The organism is Herbidospora sakaeratensis (assembly GCF_001570525.1).
GTDB lineage: Bacteria > Actinomycetota > Actinomycetes > Streptosporangiales > Streptosporangiaceae > Herbidospora > Herbidospora sakaeratensis.
The window spans coordinates 86,024-111,613 of the sequence record NZ_BBXC01000018.1; the positions used below are offsets into that span (position 1 = coordinate 86,024).

The 25,590-nt window shown below is 70.5% G+C and carries 20 protein-coding genes; 14 read left to right on the forward strand and 6 right to left on the reverse strand.

Annotated features, from left to right (window positions below; translation table 11 throughout):
* The 5 genes from AW271_RS28670 (at position 1) to AW271_RS28690 (ending at position 6,486) form a co-directional block, all read left to right on the forward strand.
* A complete protein-coding gene (locus AW271_RS28670) occupies positions 1–855 on the forward strand; it encodes a 5-dehydro-4-deoxyglucarate dehydratase (RefSeq protein WP_062340725.1) in 855 nt (284 codons plus the stop codon).
* Positions 852–1,907 carry a mandelate racemase/muconate lactonizing enzyme family protein gene (locus tag AW271_RS28675; protein ID WP_062340726.1) on the forward strand — a complete coding sequence of 352 codons (1,056 nt, stop codon included), beginning with the start codon at positions 852–854 and terminating at the stop codon, positions 1,905–1,907. Before AW271_RS28670 ends, AW271_RS28675 begins: the two co-directional genes overlap by 4 nt.
* Entirely contained in the window at positions 1,907–3,868 is a 1,962-nt protein-coding gene (locus tag AW271_RS43230; protein ID WP_062340727.1) for a DUF6807 family protein, read from the forward strand. The genes AW271_RS28675 and AW271_RS43230 overlap by 1 nt, the downstream gene beginning before the upstream one ends.
* Before the next feature lie 5 nt (positions 3,869–3,873).
* Positions 3,874–5,163, forward strand: a complete 1,290-nt coding sequence (locus tag AW271_RS28685) for an ABC transporter substrate-binding protein (RefSeq protein WP_062340728.1) — start codon at positions 3,874–3,876, stop codon at positions 5,161–5,163.
* Between the two features lie 84 nt (positions 5,164–5,247).
* Positions 5,248–6,486 carry a pectate lyase family protein gene (locus AW271_RS28690; protein ID WP_083977411.1) on the forward strand — a complete coding sequence of 413 codons (1,239 nt, stop codon included), beginning with the start codon at positions 5,248–5,250 and terminating at the stop codon, positions 6,484–6,486.
* Positions 6,487–6,535: 49 nt separating this feature from the next.
* Here AW271_RS28690 and AW271_RS28695 read toward each other — a convergent pair whose 3' ends face one another.
* Positions 6,536–7,933, reverse strand: coding sequence for an aldehyde dehydrogenase (NADP(+)) (locus tag AW271_RS28695; RefSeq protein ID WP_062340730.1), 1,398 nt, complete (start codon positions 7,931–7,933; stop codon positions 6,536–6,538).
* Positions 7,934–8,066: 133 nt separating this feature from the next.
* On the opposite strand from AW271_RS28695, the gene AW271_RS40915 reads away from it, so the two are divergent.
* Both AW271_RS40915 and AW271_RS28705 read left to right on the forward strand, forming a co-directional pair.
* Positions 8,067–8,417 carry a YciI family protein gene (locus AW271_RS40915; RefSeq protein ID WP_062340844.1) on the forward strand — a complete coding sequence of 117 codons (351 nt, stop codon included), beginning with the start codon at positions 8,067–8,069 and terminating at the stop codon, positions 8,415–8,417.
* Entirely contained in the window at positions 8,414–9,637 is a 1,224-nt protein-coding gene (locus AW271_RS28705) for an RNA polymerase sigma factor (protein ID WP_218008203.1), read from the forward strand. Before AW271_RS40915 ends, AW271_RS28705 begins: the two co-directional genes overlap by 4 nt.
* On the opposite strand, the gene AW271_RS28710 is transcribed toward AW271_RS28705, so the two are convergent.
* On the reverse strand, positions 9,627–10,139 hold the full coding sequence (locus tag AW271_RS28710) for a DUF402 domain-containing protein (protein ID WP_062340731.1): 513 nt from the start codon (positions 10,137–10,139) through the stop codon (positions 9,627–9,629). The genes AW271_RS28705 and AW271_RS28710 overlap by 11 nt on opposite strands.
* 40 nt (positions 10,140–10,179) lie before the next feature.
* Here AW271_RS28710 and AW271_RS28715 point away from each other — a divergent pair, with 40 nt between their 5' ends.
* Both AW271_RS28715 and AW271_RS28720 read left to right on the forward strand, forming a co-directional pair.
* Positions 10,180–13,323, forward strand: coding sequence for an AfsR/SARP family transcriptional regulator (locus AW271_RS28715; protein ID WP_062340732.1), 3,144 nt, complete (start codon positions 10,180–10,182; stop codon positions 13,321–13,323).
* Positions 13,324–13,407: 84 nt separating this feature from the next.
* Entirely contained in the window at positions 13,408–14,970 is a 1,563-nt protein-coding gene (locus tag AW271_RS28720) for a DHA2 family efflux MFS transporter permease subunit (RefSeq protein WP_062340733.1), read from the forward strand.
* Positions 14,971–15,271: 301 nt separating this feature from the next.
* Here the strand turns inward: AW271_RS28720 and AW271_RS28725 are convergent, their stop codons facing one another.
* Both AW271_RS28725 and dapA read right to left on the reverse strand, forming a co-directional pair.
* Positions 15,272–16,957: a ribonuclease J gene (locus AW271_RS28725; protein ID WP_062340734.1), complete on the reverse strand. Its 1,686-nt coding sequence runs from the start codon at positions 16,955–16,957 to the stop codon at positions 15,272–15,274.
* Between the two features lie 38 nt (positions 16,958–16,995).
* Positions 16,996–17,913: a 4-hydroxy-tetrahydrodipicolinate synthase gene (gene dapA / locus AW271_RS28730; protein WP_083977377.1), complete on the reverse strand. Its 918-nt coding sequence runs from the start codon at positions 17,911–17,913 to the stop codon at positions 16,996–16,998.
* 227 nt (positions 17,914–18,140) lie between these two features.
* On the opposite strand from dapA, the gene AW271_RS28735 reads away from it, so the two are divergent.
* Complete coding sequence (locus AW271_RS28735; RefSeq protein ID WP_245653250.1) at positions 18,141–18,938, forward strand: ArsR/SmtB family transcription factor; 798 nt, start codon at positions 18,141–18,143, stop codon at positions 18,936–18,938.
* 845 nt (positions 18,939–19,783) lie between these two features.
* Here the strand turns inward: AW271_RS28735 and AW271_RS28740 are convergent.
* Positions 19,784–20,287 (reverse strand): ATP-binding protein, encoded by a 504-nt coding sequence (locus tag AW271_RS28740; RefSeq protein ID WP_062340737.1) that lies wholly within the window; start codon positions 20,285–20,287, stop codon positions 19,784–19,786.
* Positions 20,288–20,445: 158 nt separating this feature from the next.
* On the opposite strand from AW271_RS28740, the gene AW271_RS28745 reads away from it, so the two are divergent.
* The 3 genes from AW271_RS28745 to AW271_RS28755 all read left to right on the forward strand — a co-directional run bounded on the left by AW271_RS28745 (position 20,446) and on the right by AW271_RS28755 (position 24,510).
* Positions 20,446–21,168 (forward strand): GntR family transcriptional regulator, encoded by a 723-nt coding sequence (locus AW271_RS28745; RefSeq protein WP_062340738.1) that lies wholly within the window; start codon positions 20,446–20,448, stop codon positions 21,166–21,168.
* Positions 21,169–23,246: 2,078 nt separating this feature from the next.
* Positions 23,247–23,906: a JAB domain-containing protein gene (locus AW271_RS28750; protein ID WP_245653251.1), complete on the forward strand. Its 660-nt coding sequence runs from the start codon at positions 23,247–23,249 to the stop codon at positions 23,904–23,906.
* A gap of 94 nt (positions 23,907–24,000) precedes the next feature.
* On the forward strand, positions 24,001–24,510 hold the full coding sequence (locus AW271_RS28755; RefSeq protein WP_062340739.1) for a GntR family transcriptional regulator: 510 nt from the start codon (positions 24,001–24,003) through the stop codon (positions 24,508–24,510).
* 199 nt (positions 24,511–24,709) lie between these two features.
* On the opposite strand, the gene AW271_RS40180 is transcribed toward AW271_RS28755, so the two are convergent.
* Positions 24,710–25,027, reverse strand: coding sequence for a cupredoxin domain-containing protein (locus tag AW271_RS40180; protein WP_157554709.1), 318 nt, complete (start codon positions 25,025–25,027; stop codon positions 24,710–24,712).
* A gap of 137 nt (positions 25,028–25,164) precedes the next feature.
* Here AW271_RS40180 and AW271_RS40185 point away from each other — a divergent pair, with 137 nt between their 5' ends.
* Complete coding sequence (locus tag AW271_RS40185; protein ID WP_157554711.1) at positions 25,165–25,578, forward strand: hypothetical protein; 414 nt, start codon at positions 25,165–25,167, stop codon at positions 25,576–25,578.
* Positions 25,579–25,590: the final 12 nt, after the last annotated feature.

Sequence of the window (25,590 nt, forward strand, 5' to 3'; positions counted from 1 at the left end):
ATGGACCTCAGCGGGGTGCTGTTCTTCCCCGTCACCCCCTTCGACGCCGACGGCGCGGTGGCGGAGGACGTGCTGGCCGAGCACCTGCGCGCCGGCCTGGCCCACGGGCCGGGCGCGGTGTTCGCGGCCTGCGGCACCGGCGAGTTCACCTCCCTGTCGGAGGAGGAGCACGCCCGGGTCGTCGCGGTCGCCGCCGCGCAGACCGCCGGGCGGGCGCCCCTGTTCGCCGGGGCCGGCGGGCCGCTCGGGGCCGCGCTCCGGCACGCCCGCACCGCGCGGGAGGCCGGGGCCGACGGGGTGCTGCTGCTGCCGCCGGCCGCCCGGGGCCCGCGCTACGCCGACTACGTGCGGGCGGTCGCGGCCGAGGGCGTGCCGGTCGTCCTCTACGCGCGCGACCACCTGGTGCTCTCGCCCCGCGAGGTGCTCGACCTCGCCGAGATTCCGGGCGTGGTCGGGCTGAAGGACGGCGTCGGCGACATCGACCGCATGCAGCGCATCGTGCGGGCGATGGACGGGCGCGACTTCACCTTCTTCAACGGGCTGCCGACCGCCGAGCTGACCATGCCGGCCTACCGGGCCATCGGGGTCGACCTGTACTCCTCGGCCGTGTTCGCGTTCGCGCCGGAGATCGCGGTGGCGTACCGGCAGGGGAACGAACGTCTGCTCGACGCGTTCTACGCGCCTCTCGTGGAGCTGCGCTCGAAGGTCCCCGGGTACGCCGTCTCGCTGGTCAAGGCCGGGGTCCGGCTGCGCGGGCTGGACGCCGGGGCGGTGCGGCCGCCGCTGGCCGACCTCGCGCCCGACGACCTGGCCGAACTCGACCGGCTCATCAAGATAGGGCTGGATCTGACATGACGCGCATCGCGGGCCTGCACACGCTCCCGCTGCGGGCGGACCTGCCCCGGCCGTGGGGGCCCGACGTGCCGTACCACCACGTGATCGCCTGCACGCTCGTCCTGGACGACGGGCGGACCGGCACCGGTTTCTCCTGGACCCCCTCGATCGGGGCGGCGGCGGTGGCCGCCCTGCTCGACCACGACATCGCCGCGTTCGTGAAAGGGCTGCCCCCGCACCCGGAGGTGGTCTGGGACCACCTGTGGCGGCACCTGCGCGAGGCGGGCGGCGGCGGCGTCACGACCATGGCCATGGCCGCGGTGGACATCGCGTTGTGGGACCTGCGGGCCTCGGCCCAGGGGCTCGGCCTGGCCGACGCGATCGGGCGGCGGCGCGACGCCGTGCCCGTCTACGCCAGCGGGGTCAACCGGCACTATCCGCTGCCGGAGCTGGTCGAACAGGCCCGGCGCTGGATCGGCTACCCCGCCGTGAAGATCAAGGTGGGCCGCGACGACGACGTCGAGCGGGTGGCCGCCGTCAGGGAGGTGCTCGGGCCGGGCACCCTGCTGATGGTCGACGCCAACCAGCGCTGGGACCTGTTCCGGGCCCGCGCGATGATCCGGGAGCTGGAACCCTTCGGGCTCACCTGGGTCGAGGAGCCGCTCCCCGCCGACGACCTCGACGGGCTGCGGCGGCTGCGCGAATCGGTGGACGTGCCGATCGCGGCCGGCGAGAGCCTCTCCACCATCCACGACTTCCGCCGGCTGCTGAACGCCGTCGACGTCGTGCAGCCCAACGTGGTCAGGGTCGGCGGCGTCACCCCGCTGCTGCGGATCGCCGAACTCGCCCGCGTCCAGGGCGTGCCCACCTTCCCGCACCTGCTGCCGGACCTCTCGGCGCAGCTCGCGCTGGCGCTCCCGCTGCCGTGCATGGTCGAGGACGTCGAGGACGCCTCCCTGGCCGCGCTCGGCCTCCTCGACGGGCCGCCGCCGGTCGAACTCGGCCCCGGCGGGGCCCGGGTCGGCGCCCACTTAGGTCATGGCCTGCGCTTCCCGACTTTGGAGGGCCGCTGATGAACGGCACCACCACGCGCACCGTCCCGGTGGTCCTGGCCGGGGCCTACGGCCACGGCTGGTGGCACCTGGAGAACCTGCGCCGCCTGACCGAGGGCGGCCTGGTCCGGCTGGCGGGCGTCTGCGACGTACGGGACATCGAGCCCGGCCTGCTGCGCGGGCTGGGCGACCCCGAACGGTCGACCGACCTCGGGCGGCTGATCGAACGGACCGGCGCGGAGATCACCGTCCTGGTCACGCCCATCCAGACCCACCGCGACCTGGCGATCCGCGCGCTGGAGGCCGGGTCGCACCTGCTGCTGGAGAAGCCGCCCGCCTCGACCCTGGCCGGGTTCCGGGAGATCGAGGCGGCCGTACGGAGAACCGGCCTGGCCTGTCAGGTCGGGTTCCAGAGCCTCGGCTCGGCGGCGATCCCCGCGATCCGCCGCCTGGTCGCCGAGGGCGTCATCGGCCGGGTGCGCGGCATCGGCGTCGCCGGTGCCTGGGAGCGCCCCTCGGCCTACTTCACCCGCTCGGCGTGGGCGGGCAGACGCCGCGCCGGGCGGGTCGACGTCATGGACGGCGCCCTCACCAACCCGTTCGCGCACGCCGTCGCCACCGCCCTGGCCGTGGCCGGGAAGGACACGGCCGACGACGTCGCCGGGGTCGACGCGGAGCTCTTCCACGCCAACCCGATCGAGGCCGACGACACCTCCTGCCTGCGCATCCGCCTGTCGGACGGGCCGCCGATCACGATCGCGGTGACCCTGACGGCCGACCGCAGGCACGAGCCCTACGTGACCGTGCACGGCACCGAGGGGCGCATCACGCTGACGTACACCCTCGACCAGGTGCGGGTGGAGAGCCGGGCGCGCGGCGGGTCCACCACCACCTACGCCCGCGCCGACCTGCTGGAGAACCTGGTCTCCCACGTCAGGGACGGTGTTCCGCTGCTGGTGCCGCTGCACCGGACGGGCGCGTTCATGCGGGTGCTGGAGGAGATCCGGCTCGCGCCCGACCCGCTGCCGATCCCCGACGCCCACCAGGAGATCGAGCAGGAGAACGGTGTCGTGGTGCGCCGCACCATCCCCGGCGTCGCCAACCTGACCGCGCGCAGCGCCGAGCACCTGGCGCTGTTCTCCGAGCTCGACGTGCCGTGGGCGGCCCCGCGCGCGGTGCTGAAGGTGGCCGGGCGGGCGGTCGCCGAGTACAACTGGCGGCCCGAACTGGCCACCACGCTCTCGCCCCGCCCCTACCTGCACCCGGTGCGCACGCTGGCGGGCGTCCCGGTGACCGAGGTCAACCCGGCCGACCACGTCCACCACCTCGGGGCCTCGATCGCGGTCGCCGACGTGTCGGGCCGCAACTTCTGGGGCGGCCGGACCTACGTCAGAGGCCGCGGCCCGACCTGGCTGAACAACCACGGCGTGCAGAACCACGTCGCCTTCACCCGCCGCGACGAGCACGCCTTCACCGAGACCCTGCGCTGGACCGGCGTCGACGGCCTCGACCTGATCGAGGAGAGCCGCCGGGTCACGGCCCACCGGCTGCGCCGGGGCTGGGCCCTCGACGTGGAGTTCACCCTGACCAACCTCACCCGCGAGCCGCTCACGATCGAGAGCTCGGCCACCAAGGGCCGCGCCGGCGCGGGGTACGGCGGCTTCTTCTGGCGCGCCCCCGGCGCGTCGGCCGACCGGACCGCGTTCACCGCGTGGGACGACGAGCCGCACGGCAGCCGCGCGCCCTGGCTGGCCATGTCGGGCGACGACTGGACGCTGGTCTTCGTCCAGGACGCCGACCCGTGGTTCGTGCGGATCGACGAATACCCGGGCGCCGGACCGGCGCTGGCCTGGGACCGCCCGCTCGTCGTCGAGCAGGCGCTGACCCGCCGCGTCGTCACCGCCATCACCGACGGCCGCCTCACCAGAGCCGAGGCCGCCGCTCTGGTCACAGACATCGGGGACATCCAACGAGAAAGGTAGACACGATGGCCAGACGCCTGCTGTGTGCCCTGTTGATAGGCGCCGGTCTGACCATGACCGGATGCGGCGGCGACCCCGCCCCGTCCGGCGACGGCACGACCACCATCACCTTCTGGGACGACAACGGCGGCCCCGCCCGCACGCCGGTGTGGCAGCACATCATCGCCGAGTTCCAGAAAGCCAACCCGAAGATCAAGGTCGAGTACGTGGGCATCCCCATCGCCCAGGTGCAGCAGAAGTACGACACCGCCATCGCCGGCGGCGGCCTGCCCGACGTGGGCGGCGTCTCGACGGCGATGCTGGCCAACCTGGTCGCCCAGAAGGCGCTCGACCCGGTCGACCTGGCCGGCCTGCCGCTGAACGAGCAGGTGGTGAACTCGGTCAAGTCGACGGTGCCCGACGGGAAGACGTACATGATGCCGATGTCCACCAACATGGGCGTCTTCTGGTACCGCACCGACTGGTTCAAGGAGAAGAACCTCACCCCGCCCGAGACGTGGGACCAGTTCTTCGACGCGGTCGGCGCGCTGACCGACAAGGGCCAGAACCGCTACGGCTTCACCATCCGCGGCGGCGCGGGCTCGATCGCCCAGGCCCTGGAGGTCGTGTACGGCCAGTCGGGCATCCCCCAGATGTTCGACGCGAGCGGCGTCTCGACCGTGAACGACCCCAAGAACGTGGCCGCGCTGGAGAGGCTCGCGGGGCTGTTCAAGACCAACACGCCCGAGGCCGACGCGACCAACGACTACGCCAAGATGGTCGCCCAGTTCGACGGCGGCTCCATCGCGGTCATGCAGCACAACCTGGGGTCCTACAACGACCATGTGAAGACCCTCGGCGCCGACAAGGTCGCCGCGCTGCCCGTCTTCCGGCCGGCCGACGGCGCGCCCCGCGCGGTGTTGTCGAACCCGATCGCCGGCATCGGCCTGTTCGCGAGCGGTGAGAAGAAGGACGCCGCGCTGGCGTTCGCCACCTTCGCCGCGAGCAAGGCGATGAACAGCTACTGGGCCGACAAGACGGGCGTGCTGCCCGCCAACACCGAGGTGAACTCCGAACCGTGGATCAAGGAACGCCAGCACGTCTCGGCGGCCCTGGACGTGCTGAACGACCCGGCCACGGCGGTCGTACAGATGCCCTACCACCTGCCGGAGTTCAACGCCATCACCAAGACCGACGCCGAGCCGAACTTCCAGAAGGTGCTCCTCGGGGAGCTGCCGGCCAAGGAGTTCCTCGACGGCATGGCGGCCGCGCTGACCGAGGCGCAGGCCAAGTGGAAGCAGCGCAACGGCGGCTGACCTCGTTCTCCCGTACGTCTCCCGCCCCCTGACCTGGCGGGAGCCGTACGGGCTCTTCCTCTAGGAGACACTCCTGTGCGCAGCATGCTCGTTTTCGCCCTGACGGTGGGCGCCCTGGCCGGGCCCGGCTCCGATCCGGCCCGGCAGACGCTGGGAGCCGGCGACGGCTGGGGTTCCCACGGCACCGGCACCACCGGCGGTTCGGCGGCGCCCGCCGCGAACGTCCACACCGTCTCGACCCGCGACCAGCTCGTGACCGCCCTCGCGGCGCCCGGCCCGAAGATCATCAAGGTGCGGGGGGTCGTCGACGGCAACCTGCCCTGTTCCTCCTACGCGACCGGCGGCTACTCCCTGGACGCCTACCTCGCGGCGTACGACCCCGCCACCTGGGGCCGCGTCGACCCGTCGGGCCCGCTGGAGGACGCCCGCGCGGCCTCGGCCGCCCGGCAGACCGCGTACGTCAAGCTCAAGGTCGGCTCGAACACCACCATCGTCGGCGAGGGGAAACACGCCCGGATCAAGGGCGTCAACCTGCACGTCGACAAGGCCGACAACGTGATCATCCGCAACCTCACGTTCGAGGACGCCCACGACTGCTTCCCCCAGTGGGACCCGCTCGACGGCGCCGAGGGCAACTGGAACTCCCTCTACGACAACATCTCGCTGACCGGCTCGACCCACGTGTGGGTCGACCACAACACCTTCACCGACGGCGCCAACCCCGACAGCGCCCAGCCGGTCTACTTCGGCCGCCCGTGGCAGGTCCACGACGGCCAGCTCGACATCACCGGCGGCAGCGACCTGGTGACCGCGTCGTGGAACCGTTTCACCGGCCACGACAAGACGATGCTGATCGGCTCGACCAACAACCCGTCACAGGACCTCGGGAAACTCCGGGTCACCGTGCACCACAACCACTTCGAGAACACCCTGCAACGGCTGCCCCGGGTCAGGTTCGGCCAGGTGCACGTCTACAACAACTACTACGAGGCGTACGACCCGGCGTCGTTCGTCTACGCGCTGGGGGTCGGCGTGCAGTCGCAGATCTACAGCGAGAACAACTTCTACCGCCTCGGCCGGGGCGTCGACCCGGCGAAGATCCTCTACAACTGGGGCGGCACGACCCTGACGGCCAGGGGCGACCTGCTCCGGGTCGGCGGCACGGTGACCCCGTTCGACCCGATCGCGGCGTACAACGCGGCCAACGACCCCGACCTGGGCTCCGACGCGGGCTGGACCCCCACCCTGCACACGGGCGTCGACCCCGCGTCGAAGGTCCACAAGGACGTGTCGAAGCACGCGGGCGCGGGCGAGATCGCCTAGACCGGCGGCGCCGTGTCTCGACTTGCGGGAGACACGGCGCCGCCTCACGTCACGACGGCACGCCGTCGACCCGGCGCGGGACGCCGAGCGGGTTGTCGTCGCGCAGTTCGAGAGGCAGCAGCGGCTCGGGCAGGTCCTGGTAGGCGACCGGCGTCTGCCAGCGGCGGATCGCCGTCGCGCCCACCGAGGTGTGCATCGGCGTGGTGCTGGCGGGCCAGGGTCCGCCGTGGTGCATCGCCCACGTCACGGCGACGCCGGTCGGCCAGCCGTTCCAGATCACCCGGCCGGCCAGCCGCGCGAGCTCCGGCACCAGCGGGGCCGCCTCGACCGGGTCGGCCGAGTGGACGGTCGCCGTCAGCGAGCCGGGCAGGTTGCGCAGCACCTCGGGCAGGTCGGAGATCTCCTTGTACGTCACCACGATCGCCGACGGCCCGAACGTCTCCTCGGCGAACTCAGGCAGGCCCAGGGAGAAGGTGGTCAGGTCGGCGGTGTAGACGCGCGGCGCGACGGCCCCCTCGGCCGGGCCGGCCAGGCCGCGGGCCAGCTCGGTCAGGCGCTCGCCGAGCCGGGAGACGCCCGACTCGAATCCCTCGCAGATGGCCGGGGTGAGCATCGTGCCGCCGGTGGTGGCCGAGACGGCGGCCGTGATCGCCTTGAGCAGGTCGGCGTCGTCGGGCACGAACAGCAGGCCGGGGTTGGTGCAGAACTGCCCGACGCCGAGGGTCAGGGAGGCGGCGAAGCCCTCGGCCAGGCCGGCCGGGTCGGCCAGGGCCGACGGCAGCACCACGACCGGGTTCACGCTGCCGAGCTCGCCGTAGAACGGGATCGGGTCGGGCCGCTCGTCGATCAGCGCCTGGATCGCCTTCCCGCCGCGCAGCGAGCCGGTGAAGCCGACCGCCGCCACGAGCGGGTGCTGCACGAGTTCCTTGCCGGCCTCGAACCCTTCGAGCAGGCCGAGCAGCTCGGGGTCGGGCAGGGCGGCCCGGATCACCTCGGCGACCCGCCGCGAGAGCACCGGGTGCCCGGGGTGGGCCTTCACCACGACCGCGCAGCCCGCCGCGAGCGCGGAGGCCACGTCGCCGCCCGCGACCGAGAACGCGAACGGGAAGTTGGAGGCGGCGAACACCCCCACCACGCCCGGCACCGGCTGGAACATGCGCCGCACGTCGGGCCGGGGCGGGGTCGCCGACGGGTCGGCGTGGTCGATGATCGCCTCCACGTGCCCGCCGTCGCGCAGGACCCCGGCGAACAGCCGGAACTGGACCGCCGACCGGGCGATCTCGCCGCGGAGCCGTACCTCGCCGAGCGAGGTCTCCTCGGCCGCCACGGGCCACAGGTCGTCGGCGGCGGCCAGCAGCGCGTCGGCGACCCGGTCGAGCACGTCGGCCCGCTCGGCGGCCGGGCGGGTGCGCCAGACCTCCCCCGCGCGGGCGGCTTCGTTGATCATCGAACTCCTCCGAATTGTAATATGTAACATTTTTATACAGCGAGCCGGAAAAATCTTCGCGGCGGGTTGTCGATTCCCCGGTCCCCCGCACGTCGGATGGATGAAGGCGACCGACCCGACCAAGGAGCTTGCGATGCCGCAGTACGCCGTCATCATCCACTCGCCCGCCCCGGCCGACCCCGCGGCCCTGACGCCCGACTACCTCGCGCTGCTCGAACGCTACCCCGCACAGATCGAGGAACTCGGCGGCAAGGAGATCGCCGGCTTCGCCCTGGAGGCCGGCACCACCGCCACCTCGATCCGCGGCGACGTCGTCACCGACGGCCCCTTCACCGAGGCCAAGGAGGTGGTGGCCGGCTTCTTCGTCCTGGAGGCCCCCGACCTGGACGTCGCCCTCGACATCGCCAAACTGAATCCGGCCTGCGCCGACGGCGGCGTGGAGGTCCGCCCGCTGTTCGCGTGGGCGCCCGACGGCCGGGCGTGAACGAGCTCGAGCGCGCGGTCGCCGACGCGCACCGTCGTGAGTGGGCCTTCGTGCTCGCCGCGACGGCGCGCGTCACCGGCGACCTCGACCTCGCCGAGGAGTGCGTCCAGGACGCCTACCTCGCCGCCCTGGACGCCTGGACGCGCGACGGCGTGCCGGGGAAACCGGGCGCCTGGCTGACCCGGACGGCCACCCGCAAGGCCCTGGACCTGCTGCGCAGGGACAAGGTCTTCCGGGCGAAGATGCCCCTGCTCGTCGAACCGGACCCGGAAATGGACCTGACCGACGCGACGGACGAGATCCCCGACGACCGCCTTCGGCTGATCTTCACCTGCTGCCATCCGGCGCTGGCCCGCGAGGCCCAGGTGGCGCTGACCCTGCGGCTGGTGTGCGGGGTCGCCACGCCCGACATCTCCCGCGCCTTCCTGGTCTCCGAGCCGACCATGGCGGCCCGGCTGACCCGCGCCAAGAAGAAGATCGCCGCGGCCCGCATCCCCTACCGGGTGCCCGGCCCGGCCGACCTGCCCGAGCGCCTCGACGCCGTGTTGTCGGTGATCCACCTGCTCTACACGACGGGCCACACCGCCCCCTCGGGCGCCGGGCTGGTCCGCGCCGACCTGGTCGAGCGCGCGATCACGCTGGCCCGCATGCTGCTGGCGCTGATGCCCGACGAGCCGGAGGTGCGCGGGCTGCTGGCGCTGCTGCTGCTCACCGACGCCCGCCGGGCCGCCCGGACCGACGCCGAGGGGCGGCTCGTCCTGCTGGCAGACCAGGACCGCTCGCTCTGGGACCACGCCGCCATCGCCGAGGGCCGCGACCTGGCCGTGGCCGCCTTCCGGACCGGCCGGGTGGGCCGCTACGCCGTCCAGGCCGCCATCGCCTCGCTGCACGCCGTCACCCCGACCGACTGGCCGCAGGTGGTCGGGCTGTACGACCTCCTCCTGCGGATCTGGCCCTCTCCCGTGGTGGCCCTCAACCGGGCGGTCGCGGTCGCCATGGCCGACGGCCCGGAGACGGCGCTGGCCGAGGTCGAGCGGCTGGCCGCCGACGACCGGCTGGCCGGATACCACTACCTGCCGGCGGTCCGGGCCGACCTGCTGCGCCGCCTGTCGCGCTTCGAGGAGGCCGCCGACGCCTACCGCGCGGCCATCGCGCTGGCCGACAACGACGCCGAGAGGGAGTTCCTGCAATCCCGGCTCGCCGAGGTCGTCAGCGGGTGACGAGCCCCTCCAGCCGGTCGAGCCACCCCTCATGGACGCGCCCGAAGGGCTCCCGCCGCTCGGCGACCGCGTCCATGAGCCATTCGGCGGCCCGTTCGGCCTGCTCGACGACGTCGGGCGGGTAGCCGAACCGCACCTGGTGGTCTTCGAACTCGTCGGCGTCGTCGAGGAAGATGCGCCCGTTGGTCTTGCGGATCACGTCGAGGTCGAGGTCGATCATGGTGATGTCGACGTCGGAGACGACCGGGACGGTCGTCACGTCGACGTAGACCTCGGTCTCGTGGGGGTAGGCGTTGAACGAGGCCGCCCACCACGCGTTCCGGGGGAACAACATGACGAACGGGAACTCGTAGACGAACTTCGGTTCATGCCCCTTGCGGCCCACGATCCCCTTGCGGTGGCCCGTCCAGACGCCGTGCTCGTCTTCGCCGAGAAGGACGCCGGGGAAGTTCCAGTGGAGGGATTCGTCGTACTTGCGGTAAACGATCGCCAGGTCCGTCACGTCATCCGACCCTAACCGAAGGTGCGACAGAATCGGAGGTATGCGTTTCGCCATTCTGGGCCCCCTCGACGTGCGCCGCGACGACGGCACCCCCGTCGAGCTGACCGGCCCGCGCGGACGCACCCTCCTGGCCGCCCTCGCCCTCGACGCCGGCCGGGTCGTGCCGGCCGCCCGCCTCATCGACGTCCTCTACGGCGCGACGCCCCCCGCCGGGGCGGCCAACGCCCTCCAGGCCCAGGTCAGCAGGCTCCGCACCGCCCTGGGCGGGCACATCTCCCACACCCCGGCGGGCTACCGCCTCGACACCGACCCCGGCGACGTCGACGCCCACCGCTTCGAACGCCTCACGGCCGAACACCGCTTCGCGGAGGCCCTGGCCCTGTGGCGCGGCCCGGCCCTCGACGGCCTCCCCGAGACGCTGCACCACGCCGCCGCCCGGCTGACGGAACTGCACCTCACGGCCTACCTGGGCCTGGTCGACGCCGACCCCGCGTCTCCATCCCTGCTGACCGGCACCGCGACCGTCCCGGGCCTGCCCGGGATGATCGCCCGCCACCCGCTCCACGAGGGCCTGCGCGCCCGCCACATCACGCTCCTGGCCGCCGCGGGCCGCCCCGCCGAGGCGCTGACCGCCTACGAGGAGGCCCGCCGCCTCCTCGACGAGGAACTCGGCGCGACCCCGTCGGCCGAACTGACGGCGGCCTACCTGTCGGTGCTGCGCGGCGAGACCACAGCCGCATCGGCGGCGCCGGAGGCGGCGGAGCCGGGTCCGGCGCCCGAGCGCGTCGGGGTGCCCGTGCTCTTCACCGGGCTGGTCGGGCGGGACACCGAGCTCGCCGCCATCAGGGAGATGATGGCCACCGCCCGTCTGGTCACCCTGACCGGCCCCGGCGGCACCGGCAAGACACGGCTGGCCGCCGAGGCCTGCGCCCACGCCGTCTCCTCCGTCTACTTCGTCGAGCTCGCCCCGCTGGCCGACGCGGGCGAGGTGCCCCAAACCGTGCTCAGCACCCTCGGCCTGCGGGAGGGCCGGCTGCTCGCGCAGGGCGCCCAGCCCGTCGCCGACCCGGTCGACCGCATCGTGGCCGGGATCGGCGACCGCCCGATGCTCATCGTGCTCGACAACTGCGAGCACCTCGTCGAGGCCGTGGCCGCCTTCGCCGGACGGCTGCTGGCCGCCTGCCCGGGGTTGCGCATCCTGGCCACCAGCCGCGAACCCCTCGCCATCGCCGCCGAACGGTTGTGCCCGATCCCGCCGCTGGCCCTCCCGCCGTCGGGGGTCGACCCCGCCGACGCCCTCTCCTACCCTTCGGTACGCCTGTTCGCCGACCGCGCCGCCGCCGTGCGGCCGGGCTTCTGGGAGGCGGCCGACGCGGGCGAACTCGACGCCGTCATCCGGATCTGCCGCGCCCTCGACGGGCTGCCGCTCGCCATCGAACTGGCCGCGGCCCGGGTCCGCACACTCCCGGTGACCGACATCGCCGACGCCACCGACCCGTTCGCGGTGCTGGCGCGCGGCAGCCGGACCGCCGAACCACGCCACCGCACCCTCCGGGCCGTGATCGCCTGGAGCTGGGACCTGCTCGACAACGACGAACGCACCCTCGCCCGCCGCCTGACCGTCTTCCGCGGCGGCGCGACCCTCAAGGCGGCGCAGGAGGTCTGCGGGCTGCCCCGCCACGACGTGCTCGACCTGCTCGCGGGCCTGGCCGACAAGTCGCTCGTCGAGGTCGCCGGCACCCACTACCGCATGCTCGACACCATCCGGGCGTTCTGCGCCGAGCAACTGGCCGAGGCGGGCGAGGAGGAACACTTCCGGCAGGCCCACGCCGGCTACTTCCGCGACTTCGCGCTGGCCGCCGACCCCCACCTGCGCACCGGCGACCAGCTCGAATGGCTGCGCCGCATGGACGCCGACCACGAGAACATGCTGGCCGCCCTGCGCCACGCCGGCCCCGACGACGCCCTGCTGCTCTATTCCGGCCTGACCGGCTACTGGTGGCTGCGCGGCCTGCGCAGCGAGTCGATCGCCTCCGCCACCGAGCTGCTGGCCCGCCTGGGCCCGCAGGCCGAGGTGACCGAGGAGTTCGCGGTGTGCGTGCTGAGCGCCGTCGTCGGCGGCCACGCCGACCCCGTGCTGCGCGCCCAGCTCGACCGCGTCCGCGGCTGGCTCGACGGCTTCCGGGCGCCGAACCGCCAGCCGTTGTTGTGGGTGCTCTGGTCGCAGGCCGTCGGCCCGCCCGACCCGGCGACGGCCGACGAGCTGATCGCCGTCCAGGCCACCTACGACCTCGACCCGTGGACCCGCTCGTTGTCGCGGTTCGGCTGGGGCCTGCTGGCCCTCTTCGAGGGCGACCACGTGCGGGCCGAGGAGAACCTCAGGCCCGCGCTGGCCGGTTTCACCACGATCGGCGACCGCTGGGCCATGTCGATGGCCACGACCGGCCTGGCCGAGATCGCCGAATGGACCGGCCGCCGCGACGAGGCCCTCGCCCTCATCGACCGGGCCCTCACCCTCCTCCAGGCGCTCGGCACCACCGTCGACATCGCCGAACTACTGTGCCGCCGGGCCCAGAACCGGCTCGTGTTGTCCGAAGGACCGGGCCCCGACCTGCGGGCCGCCGCCCGCGCCGACTTCACCCGCGCCGCAGAGCTGGCCCGCGCCGCCGGCGCCGTCGAGATGGACGGCCGCGCCCGCCTCGGCCTGGCCGACCTGGCCCGCCTCCACGGCTCTCTCGAGGAGGCCCGCGAGCTGGCCGAACAGGTGCTGGCCGACCTGGGCGGCGACTGGTTCAGCCTCGACGAGATCCGCGTCGCCGCCAACCTCACCCTGGGCTGGATCGCCTACGCCGAAGACGACCCCGACCGCGCCGAGTTCCACCACCGCCAGGCCCTGTCGTCGGTGTACGTCCAGCGCAACCGCCTCCAGGCCGCCCGGGTGACCGAGGGCCTGGCCGGCGCGGTCCTCCTCCGCGACGACCCGGCGGGCGCGGCGGCCCTCCTCGGCATCAGCACGGCGCTGCGCGAGGGCGTGCCCAGCGACGAACCCGACCCCACACGCCTGGCCGCCCGCTGCCGCGCCGCCCTCGGCGAGGCCGGCTACACGGCCGCCCACACGCGCGGCCTGCTGATGCCGCGCGACCGGCTGATCCCCGTCGTGCTGGAACTCGCCCCGCCCGGCTGAGCCCGTCAGCGGCCGGTCAGCGCGCCGTCAGCGGCGTCAGCCGGTGGTCAGCGGCGGGTCAGCGGCCCGGACCAGCCTGGGGTCATGACTTCCACCACCCCCGCCGCCGCCGGGAAGAAGTGGGGCACGCTGGTCATCTCGTGCCTCGCGATGCTGCTGCTCGCCCTTGACGTCACCGTTCTCCACCTGGCCACCCCGAAGCTGGTCGAGGACATGACCCCGTCCGCGACCCAGGTGCTCTGGATCCTGGACGTCTACGGCTTCGCCCTGGCCGGTCTGCTGATCACCTTCGGCAACATCGGCGACCGCGTCGGGCGCAAGAAGCTGCTGCTGATCGGCACGGTGGCGTTCGGCGCCGCCTCCGCGCTGACCGCCTACGCGCCGACCCCCGAACTGCTGATCGCCGCCCGCGCCCTGCTGGGCGTGGCCGGGGCGACGATCATGCCGTCGACCTTGTCGATCATCCGGAACGTGTTCACCGATCCGAAGGAGCGCACCACCGCCGTCGGCATCTGGAGCAGCGTCTCGGCCCTCGGTTTCGCCATCGGCCCGGTGGTCGGCGGCGCTCTGCTCGACCACTTCTGGTGGGGTTCGGTGTTCCTGATCAACGTCCCCATCACGATCGTGCTGGTCGTCTTCGGCGCGTTCGTCCTGCCGGAGTCGCGCAACCCGAACCCGGGCCGCCTCGACGTCGTCAGCGTCCCGCTGTCCATCGTCGGCGTCATCTCCTTCGTGTACGCCGTCAAGGTCGCCGCCCACGACGGCCTCGCCGAACCGGCCGTCTGGATCTCCGCCGCGCTCGGCCTGATCACCATGGTCGTGTTCGTCCGCCGCCAGACCCGGCTGGCCGAGCCCCTGATCGACGTGCGGCTGTTCCGGGTGCGCGCCTTCTCCGGCGCCGTCGGCGCCAACGTGGCCGTCATCTTCGGCACGTTGTCGATCTCGGTGGCCTTCGCCCAGTACTTCCAGCTCGTGCGGGGCTGGTCGCCGCTGATCTCGGGCCTGGCCGGGCTGCCCGGCGGCATCGGCGCCGCCATCGCCGGCGGCCTGGCGGGCACCCTGATCATGGCGCTCGGCCGGGCCAAGACGGTCGCCCTGGGCCTGTTCCTGACCTCGGTCGGCTTCTTCCTCTACGGCCTGGTCGACGTCGACACCAGCTACGGCTTCATGCTGCTGCCAATGATCGTCGCGGGCCTCGGCATGGGCTTCACCTTCGCCGTGACCAACGACACGATCATCGCCTCGGTCCCCCGCGAACGCGCCGGCGCCGCCTCCGCCATCTCCGAGACGGCCACCGAGGTCGGCGGCGCCCTCGGCATCGCGGTGCTGGGCAGCGTGCTCGGCGGCCTCTACACCGCCAACCTCGCCGTGCCCGCCGGAATCCCGGCGGAGGCGGCCCACGTGGCCGGGGAGTCGCTGGGCGGGGCGGTCCACGTGGCGTCCCAGCTACCGGCCTCACTCGGCGCCCAGCTCCTGGACGCCGCCCAGCGCACCTTCGTCGACTCGATGCACGCGACCCTCGTGGTCGGCGGCGTCTCGATGATCGTGCTGGCGGGCGCGTGCCTGTGGTCCCTGCGCGGCACCCCGAAGGAGATCCCCGAGGTCATCCGCGACGACACCGGCCGAGTCGAGGAGCCAGTGGGCTGACACATCACGGGGAACGGCCCTCCTTCGGGGGAAGGGCCGTTCCTCCATGTACGACCTCTCGCCGGGACGGCCCGAGTCGGGTCGGCCCAGTCCGGTCGACCCAAATCGGGTCGCCCCGACTCCAGTCGCCTCAGGTCCGATCGGCCCCAGTTTGGTCGTTGCGGGGGCGGGCCCGAGCGGCTGGGTGGCGCCGGTTGCGGTGCGCGGGTGGGGCGGTGGTCGGGGTCGGGGTGGGCGGAGCCGTAACGGAGCAAAAAGGAAGGCCCTTCCCGGGGGAAGGGCCTTGCCGTGTGCGGCGAGGTCAGACTTCGACGACGACCGGGATGATCATCGGGCGGCGGCGGTAGGTGTCGCTCACCCAGCGGCCGACGGTGCGGCGGACGACGCGGCGGATCTGCAGCACGTCGGCCACTCCCGCCGCGGCCGACTCCTGGAGCGCCTTCTCGATCTGGGGGATCACCGCGTCGAGCGAGTCGGGGTCGATGCCCGATCCGCGCGCGGTGATCTCGGGGCCGCCCGTGAGGCGGCCGCTGGTCGAGTCGACGACCACCACGATCGAGATGAAGCCCTCGTCGCCCAGGATGCGCCGGTCTTTCAGCGCCACCTCGGTGATGTCGCCGACCGAGGTGCCGTCGACGAAGACGTAACCGGCCGGGACCGCGCCGACCACCTTCGCCTGCCCGTCGACCAGGTCGACCACGACCCCGTCTTCGGCGATGACGACGTTCTCGTCGGGCACCCCGGTGAGCCGCGCCAGCCGCGCGTGGGCCCGCAGGTGCCGCCATTCACCGTGAACAGGCATGAAGTTCGACGGCTTGGTGGCGTTGAGGACGTAGAGCAGCTCCCCGGCGGCGGCGTGACCCGACACGTGGACCAGCGCGTTGCCCTTGTGGACGACCTTCGCCCCCCACCGCGTCAGCCCGTTGATGACCTTGTTGACCGCCGTCTCGTTGCCCGGGACCAGCGACGACGCCAGCAGCACCGTGTCGCCCTCGGCGATGCGGATCGGGTGGTCGCGGTTGGCCATGCGCGACAGCGCCGCCATCGGCTCACCCTGCGAACCGGTGCAGATGAGCACGACGTCTTCCGGCGGCCACTCCTCGATCTCGCGCGAGTCGACCAGGATCCCGGCCGGCACCTTGAGATAGCCGAGCTCCCGCGCGACGCCCATGTTGCGGACCATCGACCGCCCGATGAGGGCGATCTTGCGGCCGTGCTTCTGGGCCGAGTCGACCACCTGCTGCACGCGGTGGATGTGGGAGGCGAAGCACGCCACGATGATGCGCTTGTCGGCCACCCGGATCACGTCGTCGATCACCGGCGCGATGTCGCGCTCGCTGGTGACGAACCCGGGCACCTCGGCGTTGGTCGAGTCGGACATCAGCAGGTCGACGCCCTCGGCGCCGAGCCGGGCGAACCCGCCCAGGTCGGTCAGCCGGCCGTCCATCGGCAGCTGGTCCATCTTGAAGTCGCCGGTGTGCAGCACGATCCCGGCGGGCGTGCGCACGGCGACCGCCAGCGCGTCGGGGATCGAGTGGTTGACCGCGAAGAACTCGAGCTCGAACGGCCCGAACCGGCGCCGCTCCCCCTCGACGACCTCGACGGTCGTCGGCTGGATGCGGTGCTCGGTGAGCTTGGCCTCGATCAGCCCGAGCGTCAGCCGCGCCCCGACGAGCGGGATGTCGCGCCGCTCGCGCAGCAGGTAGGGCACCGCGCCGATGTGGTCTTCATGGGCGTGCGTCAGCACGACGGCCTCGACGTGGTCGAGCCGGTCGCGGATGTATTCGAAGTCGGGCAGGATCAGATCGACTCCGGGCTGGTCGACCTCGGGGAACAGCACCCCGCAGTCGACGATCAGCAGACGGCCGTCGAATTCGAAGACCGCCATGTTCCGGCCGATCTCCCCGAGCCCGCCCAGGGCGACGATCCGCAAGCCTCCTTCGGGTAGCGGCGGAGGCGGACCGAGTTCCGGATGGGGATGACTCATGCGCGCACCCCGTGATCATGGGGTGTTGCCAGCAGCACTCAATCTCCTATGACCTTCAGGCCGCCCGCGACGAGGTCGGCGCGGAGCAGCGCGATCTGTTCAGGTGTTGCCTCGACCAGCGGCAGCCGCATGGGACCGGCTTCCTGGCCGACAAGTCTCAGTGCGGCCTTCGCCATGATCGCCCCACCGGCCTGGTTCATGATCCCCGAAATGACGGGGGTCAGGCGCAGGTGGATCTCGCGGGCTCCCGCGACGTCACCCTGGCGATACCGCTTGATCATCTCTGCGAGGTCGGCCCCCGCGACGTGCCCGATGACGCTCACGAACCCGGCCGCGCCGACCGACAACCACGGCAGGTTGACCGCGTCGTCGCCGGAGTAGAAGACCAGGTCGGTCGCGAGCATGACCTCGGACGTGGTGTGGAAGTCGGCCTTGGCGTCCTTCACCGCGACGATGCGCGGATGCTGCGCCAGCCGTATCAGCGTCTCACGCGCGATGGGGATGACCGACCGCCCGGGGATGTCGTAGAGCATCACCGGCAGCCCGGTCGCATCGGCGATCGAGACGAAGTGGCGGTAGACCCCCTCCTGCGGGGGACGGCTGTAATAAGGCGTGACCGCCAGCAGACCGTGGGCGCCGGCCCGTTCTGCCGCCTTCGCCGCCTTCACGCTGTGGGCGGTGTCGTAGGTGCCGACACCGGCGACCACGAAGGCCCGGTCTCCGACCGCCTCGACCACGGCGCGCACGAGGAGCTCTTTCTCCTCGTCGGTGGTCGTGGGGCTCTCACCCGTGGTCCCGCTCACGACGAGGCCGTCATTCCGCTGCTCGTCGACGAGGAAGCCGGCCAGGCGCTGCGCCGCGTCGTAGTCGACGGCTCCGTCGACGGTGAAAGGGGTCACCATCGCGGTCAGCATGCGGCCGAAGGGGGCGTCAGAGGTTCCAGTTGGCGATGCCATAGACCGAACGGTACCCGGATCCGCCCAAACGGTGGACCCCGCCACCCCGCCTGTGGATAACGGCGTGGGCCTACGGGCACGAAAGAGGCCGCCGATATGTGCTCGGGGGTACACACATCAGCGGCCTCTATCCCTCAATCGAGCCGTCTTACGGCCGCGTTACAGACTCTTGGAACTTATTTTCCCGCGTTGACATGCAGCCGTTTGGCTGCCTATCGTGCGATGGCGTGGACGACGAGGTTTTCCGTGCGCTGGCCGACCCCAGCCGCCGTCAGTTGCTCGACCGGCTGAACGCCGCCAACGGCCAGACCCTGCGTCAGCTGTGTGACGGCCTGACGATGGCCCGCCAGTCGGTGAGCAAGCACCTGGCCGTCCTGGAGTCGGCCGGCCTGATCACCACGACCCGGCGCGGCCGCGAAAAACTCCACTACCTGAACGCCGAACCGATCAACGCCATCGCCGACCGCTGGCTCGGCCGATACACCCGGGCCCGGGCGAGCGCCCTGGCCGATCTCAAGACCGCATTGGAGCACCGCCCCATGAGCCCGACCGCGTTCGCCTACACGACGTACATCAAGACGACCCCCGAACGCCTCTGGGAGGCCCTGACCACTCCGGAGTTCACCCGCCAGTACTGGGGCGTGTCGCTGGAGTCGACGTGGGAAGTGGGCGCGCCGGTGACGTGGGGAATGGGCGAGGTCCGCATGGACGACCCCGCCCACCAGGTCGTTTTGGAGTCGAAGCCCCACGAGCGGCTGTCGTACACCTGGCACACCCTGACCGACGAGTTCGCCGCCGCCGTTGACCTGACGGGGGACAAACTGGCCGCCTGGCGGGCCGAGCCGCGCTCGAAGGTGACCTTCACTCTGGAGCCGATGGGCGAGCTGGTGAAACTGACGGTGATCCACGACGACTTCATGGAGGGCTCGGCGATCCTGCCCGAGATCAGCCAGGGGTGGCCGGCGATCCTGTCGAACCTGAAGACCTACCTGGAGACGGGCGAAACCCTGCCCGCCCTGAACTGAGCCTCGGCCCGCGCCGACGCGAAGGCTTCCGGACCGACCCTCCCAGACGAACGGACCGCGCACTTTCAGGACCGCTTCAGGACAGGGCGGGGCGCACTGAGCCACCCAGCCCCTCACCGGACCTGCCACTGGACCTCTCGCCGGATTGTTGCTGGGCAAGCTTGGTCCAGGAGATGGCTTGGCCGGGCACGCGGCCTGTCCCGGCGAGAACCTGCCCGAGCACGCGGCGCGGGCTGGCTGCCCAGGCGAGAGCCTCCTGCCCGAGCACGCGGCCCGTGTCCAGGCGAGGGCCTGTACGGGCACACGGCGCGGGCTGGCTGCCCAGGCGAGACCTTCCTGCCTGGGCACGCGGCCCGTGTCCAGGTGAGGGCCTGCTCGGGCACGCGGCCTGGCCAGGTGAGAACCTGCCCGAGCACGCAGCCTGGCCAGGTGAGAGCCTCCTGCCCGAGCAGGCGGCCTGTGTCCAGGCGAGAGCCTGACCGAGCACGCGGCCTGGCCAGGTGAGGGCCTGCCTGAGCACGCAGCCTGGCCAGGTGAGAGCCTCCTGCCCGAGCAGGCGGCCTGTGTCCAGGCGAGAGCCTGACCGAGCACGCGGCCTGTCCCGGCGAGAACCTGCCCGAGCACGCGGCCTGGCCAGGTGAGGGCCTGCCTGAGCACGCAGCCTGGCCAGGTGAGAGCCTCCTGCCCGAGCAGGCGACCTGTGTCCAGGCGAGAGCCTGACCGAGCACGCGGCTTGGCCAGGTGAGCGCCTGCTCGGGCACACCGCTTGTCCCAAATCAGCGGGACGAGGGGCCCGAAACTCCGTCTCCGGCGCGCTGGAATACGGACACGTCGCCGCCGGAGTCCTACTGCTCCCGCGATGGGAGCCTGCGGACTTCGTGCACACCACCCCTCAGCAGCTCGCCCGGGAAGACCGGCCCCACCACGGTCACCGGTAAGTCACGCACGGGTGCCGGCGGCGGGCACCAACCAGGCCCGATTTCCGGAAGGGGACGGAGCCGAGCGCCGGGGTCGTCGAGCTGGGCCCAGGAGGTGACGTACACGTCTCCTAGTCCCTCATGCCCCCACGCCGTGGCCATCGCGCGGACGATCCCGAGGCCGCGCCCGTGCTCGTCGCCGGGCGAAGGGCGTTTCTCGTGCGGCACGGTCGCCCCGCCGCCGAGATCCGTCACCTCTATACGAATGGAGCGTTCCATCTTAATAACGCATATGCGGACAATACCGCCATTAGGGATTCTGCTATGGCGAATGGCATTCGAGAAGAACTCGGAAACGACGACCTCGGCATCAGAGGCGAGCGGGTGCCCATCGAGGTAGCGGCGCACGAAAAGCCTGGCCACGGCGGTCATCGAAGCTCGTCCAGGCAGGGACAAAGTATGACGATCCACGACAGGATCCTCCACAGGTCAAGAGTAAAGTTGGAATCACAACTGATGGCCATTACTCTGGGTTGTGCATCGGATACGGGAGGATCGGAATTAACGCTTTACAGTCCAAGGATGGATAAGTGGCCAACTCCGATCCGGTTTACCTGCGTGTTGTCGAAGACCTCCGCCGTCAGATAACGGAAGGCCTGTTGCAACCCGGAGCGCCGATTCCCTCACGGCACCAGATCACCCGGAAGTACGGCGTCGGCGAAACCGCCGCCCGCCACGCGCTTCGAGTGCTGGCCCAAGAAGGGCTGATCATCGGCCGCGTCGGGTCGGGCCATCGGGTCCGTCAACGGCCGGACCTGCTCCCGCTCCACCGTGCACAGGCCCACTTCTCGACCGACATGCACGCCGTCGGGCGCCGCCCGACGTGTGACGTCAAGACCGATTCCGCCGAGGCCAGGCCAGACATCGCCGTACGCCTGCGCATCGCCGCCCAATCCCCCGTCACGAGAACGCGCATCGTCTATCGCAGCGACGGCAAACCCGTGCAGCTCGCGGTGTCGTACGAACCCATCGTCTACAACGACGGCACCGACGACATCACCCAGGTCGCCCACCGCCTCGGCGGCAACGGCCTGAAGCTGACCGAGGTGACCGAACACGTGTACGCGCGGGTCCCCCAGCCCGTGGAAAGCGACGTCCTGGACCTTCCGGCCGGCGTCCACGTGCTTCACGTGGAACGCACCCACTGGGCCGGTGACAAGCCTGTGGAGACCAGCGATGTGATCATTCCGTGTGACCAGTTCCGGCTTGTTTATACGCTTCCTGCTCCTTATGGGGAACAGACGAGCCGCTGAGGCCCTCCTTCCAACGGGCTTCTGAGTTTTGTACGACGGGGTCGCGGGGATCTGCTTCGGCGGGTTCCCGCGACTGGCGTTTGGGGGCTTGGACGGGTGGCGCGAGTAGTCGCTGGACGCCTGTAGCGGGTGTGAACGTCGGCTGGAGGAAAGCCCGGACCCGTTTGATAGGGCAGCGCATTTCCCCAGCTGGGACGCCGGGTCAACTGCGGTCCCACTATGCGTTGGTCATGCAGCACCCGCCAACGGACCCAATCATGATCACGAGCATCGCCTCGGCGAGAAGAACGTTGACAGCAAGACTGGCGGCCAGCTCTTCGACGCATGGTCACTGCGTGCCGACGTAACGCCCCGGCCGGTCTGGTGGACGATCCGCAGGCCCGGCCGACACCCACTACACCGATCTGTGTTACTGCTACAACGCCTTCTGGGCCCGCCACCTCCCGCCATGCACGACGCGCCGACCACACCGATCAAGACGGTCTTACTGGTCCCCGAGGCGACTTGGTCACTCCATGGTTGATGCGGGTAACGCCGGCGGTGCAGCGGAACTGGCCGGGTCGCTCGACCACGTACCCAGCAGGCCGGAATCGCTTGCAAGTTTTCATTCCACATCCGCTCGGGCACCTGGCGGGCAAGGAGATTTCCTGACGCCCTGCCGCGAGTTGATGCATGCGCGCACGTATACGGTTGTGTTCGGTTTGCGGGTAAGTCTGGCTGTGTTGATGCGGCCGGTCGCCGGAACCCCCCGATAGGTACCAGCGACCGGCCCCTCACCCCTCAAGTGCACGGAGTCACGAGCAGTGAGAGCTTGGGTGGAGCATCGGGTTGGACCAGACGTACAAGAAGTGCTGCAACGATCAACCTTCGCGGTGCTGTGTGCAGCCCTCGCGCACGACATGAAAGCGCCGGCAAGCGAGCGCGGGTCCAGTCGAGCGCCTCATCCTCAGGGCACACCGCAGCAGTCAGGCAGAGAACACACACTGAGTTCCTTGACCGGATCACCAGAGCGGCTCGCTAAGGCGCACCTCAGCCTCGGACAGGGATAGCGCAGGCCAAACACACGGAGCACCCCGGTCGAGCCGGTCAAGCCCTAGTTCCTGGCACACATCGCACGTCTGTCGTGCACACAGGTGTTGCGTTTCTGTTGTGCATGCATGTCGGGAAGCGTGCGCTCATGGATCACATGTGGCCGCAAGTGAAGCCTCACCGCTGACAGGTTCTACGACTTTGCGCCCTCAACTTCCACGCAAATCGTCTCGGACCCTCACGGCACCTAATTCCCTCACCAGCCCTCAAGCCGCGGAAGACGCAACGAAGGTCAACCGGCCGCTGGAAGCTGCCGCGCGTTCCAGCGGCCGGCCTCTCACCACCCGACAAGGCAAGGCGGGTGGTGAGCGCCTGGAGGACCTTCTTCTCGACACCGCCGAACTTCGGCGGCACCGAGCAAGAGCGCCGTTGAGCTTGCGCCGACGTCGCAAGAGGTGTGCCGGTCGCTGGAACTATCCCTCGTGCGTTCCAGCGACCGGCCGCTCGCCGTCCCACTGTGGGGGCGATGTGGGGCGGCGAGTGCTTTGAGGCGATTCGGCGCAGGCAGTAGACGCCCTTGTCCGCGTGGCTCACTTTGTCCGACAAATACGATTTGTCAGACACGGACGGGTGCAGACGTTGTTCGGTCATCCAAATTGGCAGGGGAACCAAAGGCGGCGTCTATTCTCTGCGGTCAACGGAGCCCATCGCTCGAGACTCAGCCAAATCGCCACATAACGGTGCTTGGCGGTCAATTCGGCCCTGCGGAGAGCATCTTCATACCCTCAACGCCGGCGCACGACAAGCTTCCCGGCCTCAGCCAGGTCGTACAGAACCACCCAGAGAACAGCGCAAACAAGCCCAGACGGTAGCGACGCAGACATACTCTCGCGAACGAGGCAACAGGGCGTCCTGGTAGAACAATGTCGTTCTAATCAGGGAAATCGCGTCACATCCACGCCAGGGACATTAATCACTTCCCGCCACATATCGGATGGACAAATGCGGGCACCGCAAGAACGTCGGTGGGTGATGGTAAAACGAGCGTCATGGGGTTGCGGGTCAAGGACATGGCGGCTGGCGATCAGCCACGTGAGCGTTTGCTGGAGAAGGGAGGAAACGCTCTGGCCGATCGGGAATTACTAGCCATACTCCTCGGATCGGGCAGCCGCGGCATGAGTGCCGTCGAGCTCGCCTCGCGGGTGATCTCCCACTGCGGCGATCTCGGCGAACTCGCACGTAGCGAGCCGCATCGGCTGCTCAGCGTTCCGGGAGTCGGGCCCGCCAAAGCCGCCCGGGTCGCCGCCGCCTTTCATCTTGTACGTCGTTCGCAAAGCGGCCCCGGCCCATTGCGTATCACCTCCTCGGCCGACCTCGCCGCCCTGGTGGCCCCGCTCCTGCGGGAACAGACGAAGGAGCGCCTGGTCCTGGTGGTGTGCGACGCCGCCGGCGGGGTGCTCCGCCAGCTGGTGCTCACCGAGGGCGGGAGCGACCACACCTCGCTGCCCGTCCGCGACGTGATCACCGCGGTGCTGACCTCGGGAGGGGCGGCGTTCGGGGTCGCCCACAACCACCCCAGCGGCTCCACCGAACCCAGCCCCGCTGACGTGGCTTCGACCGACCACCTGCGACACGCTTCCGACATCGTTGGCCTCACCTTCCTCGATCACCTTGTGGTCACCGACACCAAGTGGCGCCGCGTTTCGTAATCCCCAATCTACATATAGGTCTAGTCGCCGTCTATAGAGACTTAGCAAGTGTCTGGTTTCTGGGTATACGTACTGTTTGGTCTACGATACGAAGATGCTCGACCGAGAGGGACCCGTGCCGGTCTACAAGCAGATAGCCGAGGAGCTCCGGCGGAAGATCGCCGAAGGCGAGCTGAGCCCTGGCGACGCCATCCCCAGCGAGGCGGAACTCGAAGCCGAATACCATGTCGCCCGCATGACCGCCCGCCGGGTGGCACGCGAGCTGCGCGACCAGGGCCTCGCCTACACGATCCAGGGAGAGGGCACCTTCGTGGGCACGCCCGACACCCCCCGATCGGAACTCCCCGTCTACCAGCAGATCGCGAAAGTCCTGTCAGAGAAGATCCGCTCAGGCGAGTTCCCCGCCAACCGCGCCCTGCCGAGCGAGAAGGCCCTGATGGCCGAACACGGCGTGGCCAAGGCGACCGTGCGGCAGGCGATCGCGACCCTGCGCAAACAGGGGTACGTGTTCACGGTGCCCTATCGGGGGACGTACGCGACAGCCCGCGAGAAGTGGCCCAAGCCGAAGCGCTCGACACCGGCATCCCGCCAGAACGGCCTGTGACGACAGGACGTTTACGGCCGCGGCCCCCTGACACCGACATCGGCCTAATGAGCCTGGGCAGGCGGATCCATCGTCTGCCCAGGTGGGCCGAAACACCCGGCCCGCACACCCGGCCCGCACACCCGGCCCGCACACCCGGCCCGCACACCCGGCCCGCACACCCGGCCCACACACCCGGCACTATGGGCGGAATCGATTCTCATGTGCGTTCCGCGCCACCGACGCAGCCGCTCAGTGCTCGGTCCGGTAGCTCCCGGTTCGGTGCCCGGTCTTCGCCGGTGATGGTCAGTGATCCGAGCCGGTCTGCGGCGATCACGGATTCTGGGGTCACCGGGGCTACGTACACGCCGATCTTCATTCCTGTCGTGTTGTCGAGGCGCAATGTATAGATCTGCCCCGGCTCCACCCGGATCGGCGGAAAGGCTCCATAGGTGCCGCCATTGTTGGACGGTGTCAACGCGGCGCGATGAAGGACGGCGTCGTCGCGCATGACGGCGAGCGTGAGCTTGTCCGGCACCCCCGCCTCCCAGCCCACGACCACGCCAACCGTCCACACATACGGGTACGAAGTCCTGGTCGACGTGCCCGTCGGGTAGCAGTTGGAACGCCTGCGCACCGAGCTTCTGATCGTTGCTGACCTCGTAGACGCAGTCGGTGTCGTGGAACTCCGGCGGCAACACATATGGCTTCGCCGGCACTCCGGTGCTCGAAGCCGGCGTCTCGGGCACATACAACACCCACGTCAGCGCGACCGCCGCCACGGCCCCGACCACGCCCCCGATCAGCACGTGCCCCGGCCGGATCACCGCCGCCCATCCTGGAAGCGCGTCGTCGTGCCCGTTGACCGCCCGTTGCCGGATGCCGAAAGCGACGGCCGCGAGCGCGCCGAGGATGCCGCCCACCCAGCTAGCGCTCTCGAGCGTCGCCACCGCCGAAATGCCGATCATTAGCAGCGCCAGTGGCCCGCATATCGCCACAATCCACGCGAAATTACCGGTCTTCTTCATCCCAGCCATCGAGATTAAGACGAAAGAGCCCGTATTTCGGTTGACAAATCAATGCATGTGATTTGAGTCAATA

Bases quoted from the DNA above. Each gene is read 5' to 3' on its own strand.
- AW271_RS28755 (WP_062340739.1), top strand. From the start codon at position 24,001: ATGCTCGACCGAGAGGGACCCGTGCCGGTCTACAAGCAGATAGCCGAG.
- AW271_RS28740 (WP_062340737.1), bottom strand. From the start codon at position 20,287: ATGACCGCCGTGGCCAGGCTTTTCGTGCGCCGCTACCTCGATGGGCAC.
- AW271_RS28695 (WP_062340730.1), bottom strand. From the start codon at position 7,933: ATGATCAACGAAGCCGCCCGCGCGGGGGAGGTCTGGCGCACCCGCCCG.
- AW271_RS28715 (WP_062340732.1), top strand. From the start codon at position 10,180: ATGCGTTTCGCCATTCTGGGCCCCCTCGACGTGCGCCGCGACGACGGC.
- AW271_RS28750 (WP_245653251.1), top strand. From the start codon at position 23,247: ATGGGGTTGCGGGTCAAGGACATGGCGGCTGGCGATCAGCCACGTGAG.
- AW271_RS28685 (WP_062340728.1), top strand. From the start codon at position 3,874: ATGGCCAGACGCCTGCTGTGTGCCCTGTTGATAGGCGCCGGTCTGACC.
- AW271_RS40915 (WP_062340844.1), top strand. From the start codon at position 8,067: ATGCCGCAGTACGCCGTCATCATCCACTCGCCCGCCCCGGCCGACCCC.
- AW271_RS28720 (WP_062340733.1), top strand. From the start codon at position 13,408: ATGACTTCCACCACCCCCGCCGCCGCCGGGAAGAAGTGGGGCACGCTG.
- AW271_RS28690 (WP_083977411.1), top strand. From the start codon at position 5,248: ATGCTCGTTTTCGCCCTGACGGTGGGCGCCCTGGCCGGGCCCGGCTCC.
- AW271_RS28675 (WP_062340726.1), top strand. From the start codon at position 852: ATGACGCGCATCGCGGGCCTGCACACGCTCCCGCTGCGGGCGGACCTG.
- AW271_RS28670 (WP_062340725.1), top strand. From the start codon at position 1: ATGGACCTCAGCGGGGTGCTGTTCTTCCCCGTCACCCCCTTCGACGCC.
- dapA (WP_083977377.1), bottom strand. From the start codon at position 17,913: ATGGCATCGCCAACTGGAACCTCTGACGCCCCCTTCGGCCGCATGCTG.
- AW271_RS28725 (WP_062340734.1), bottom strand. From the start codon at position 16,957: ATGAGTCATCCCCATCCGGAACTCGGTCCGCCTCCGCCGCTACCCGAA.
- AW271_RS43230 (WP_062340727.1), top strand. From the start codon at position 1,907: ATGAACGGCACCACCACGCGCACCGTCCCGGTGGTCCTGGCCGGGGCC.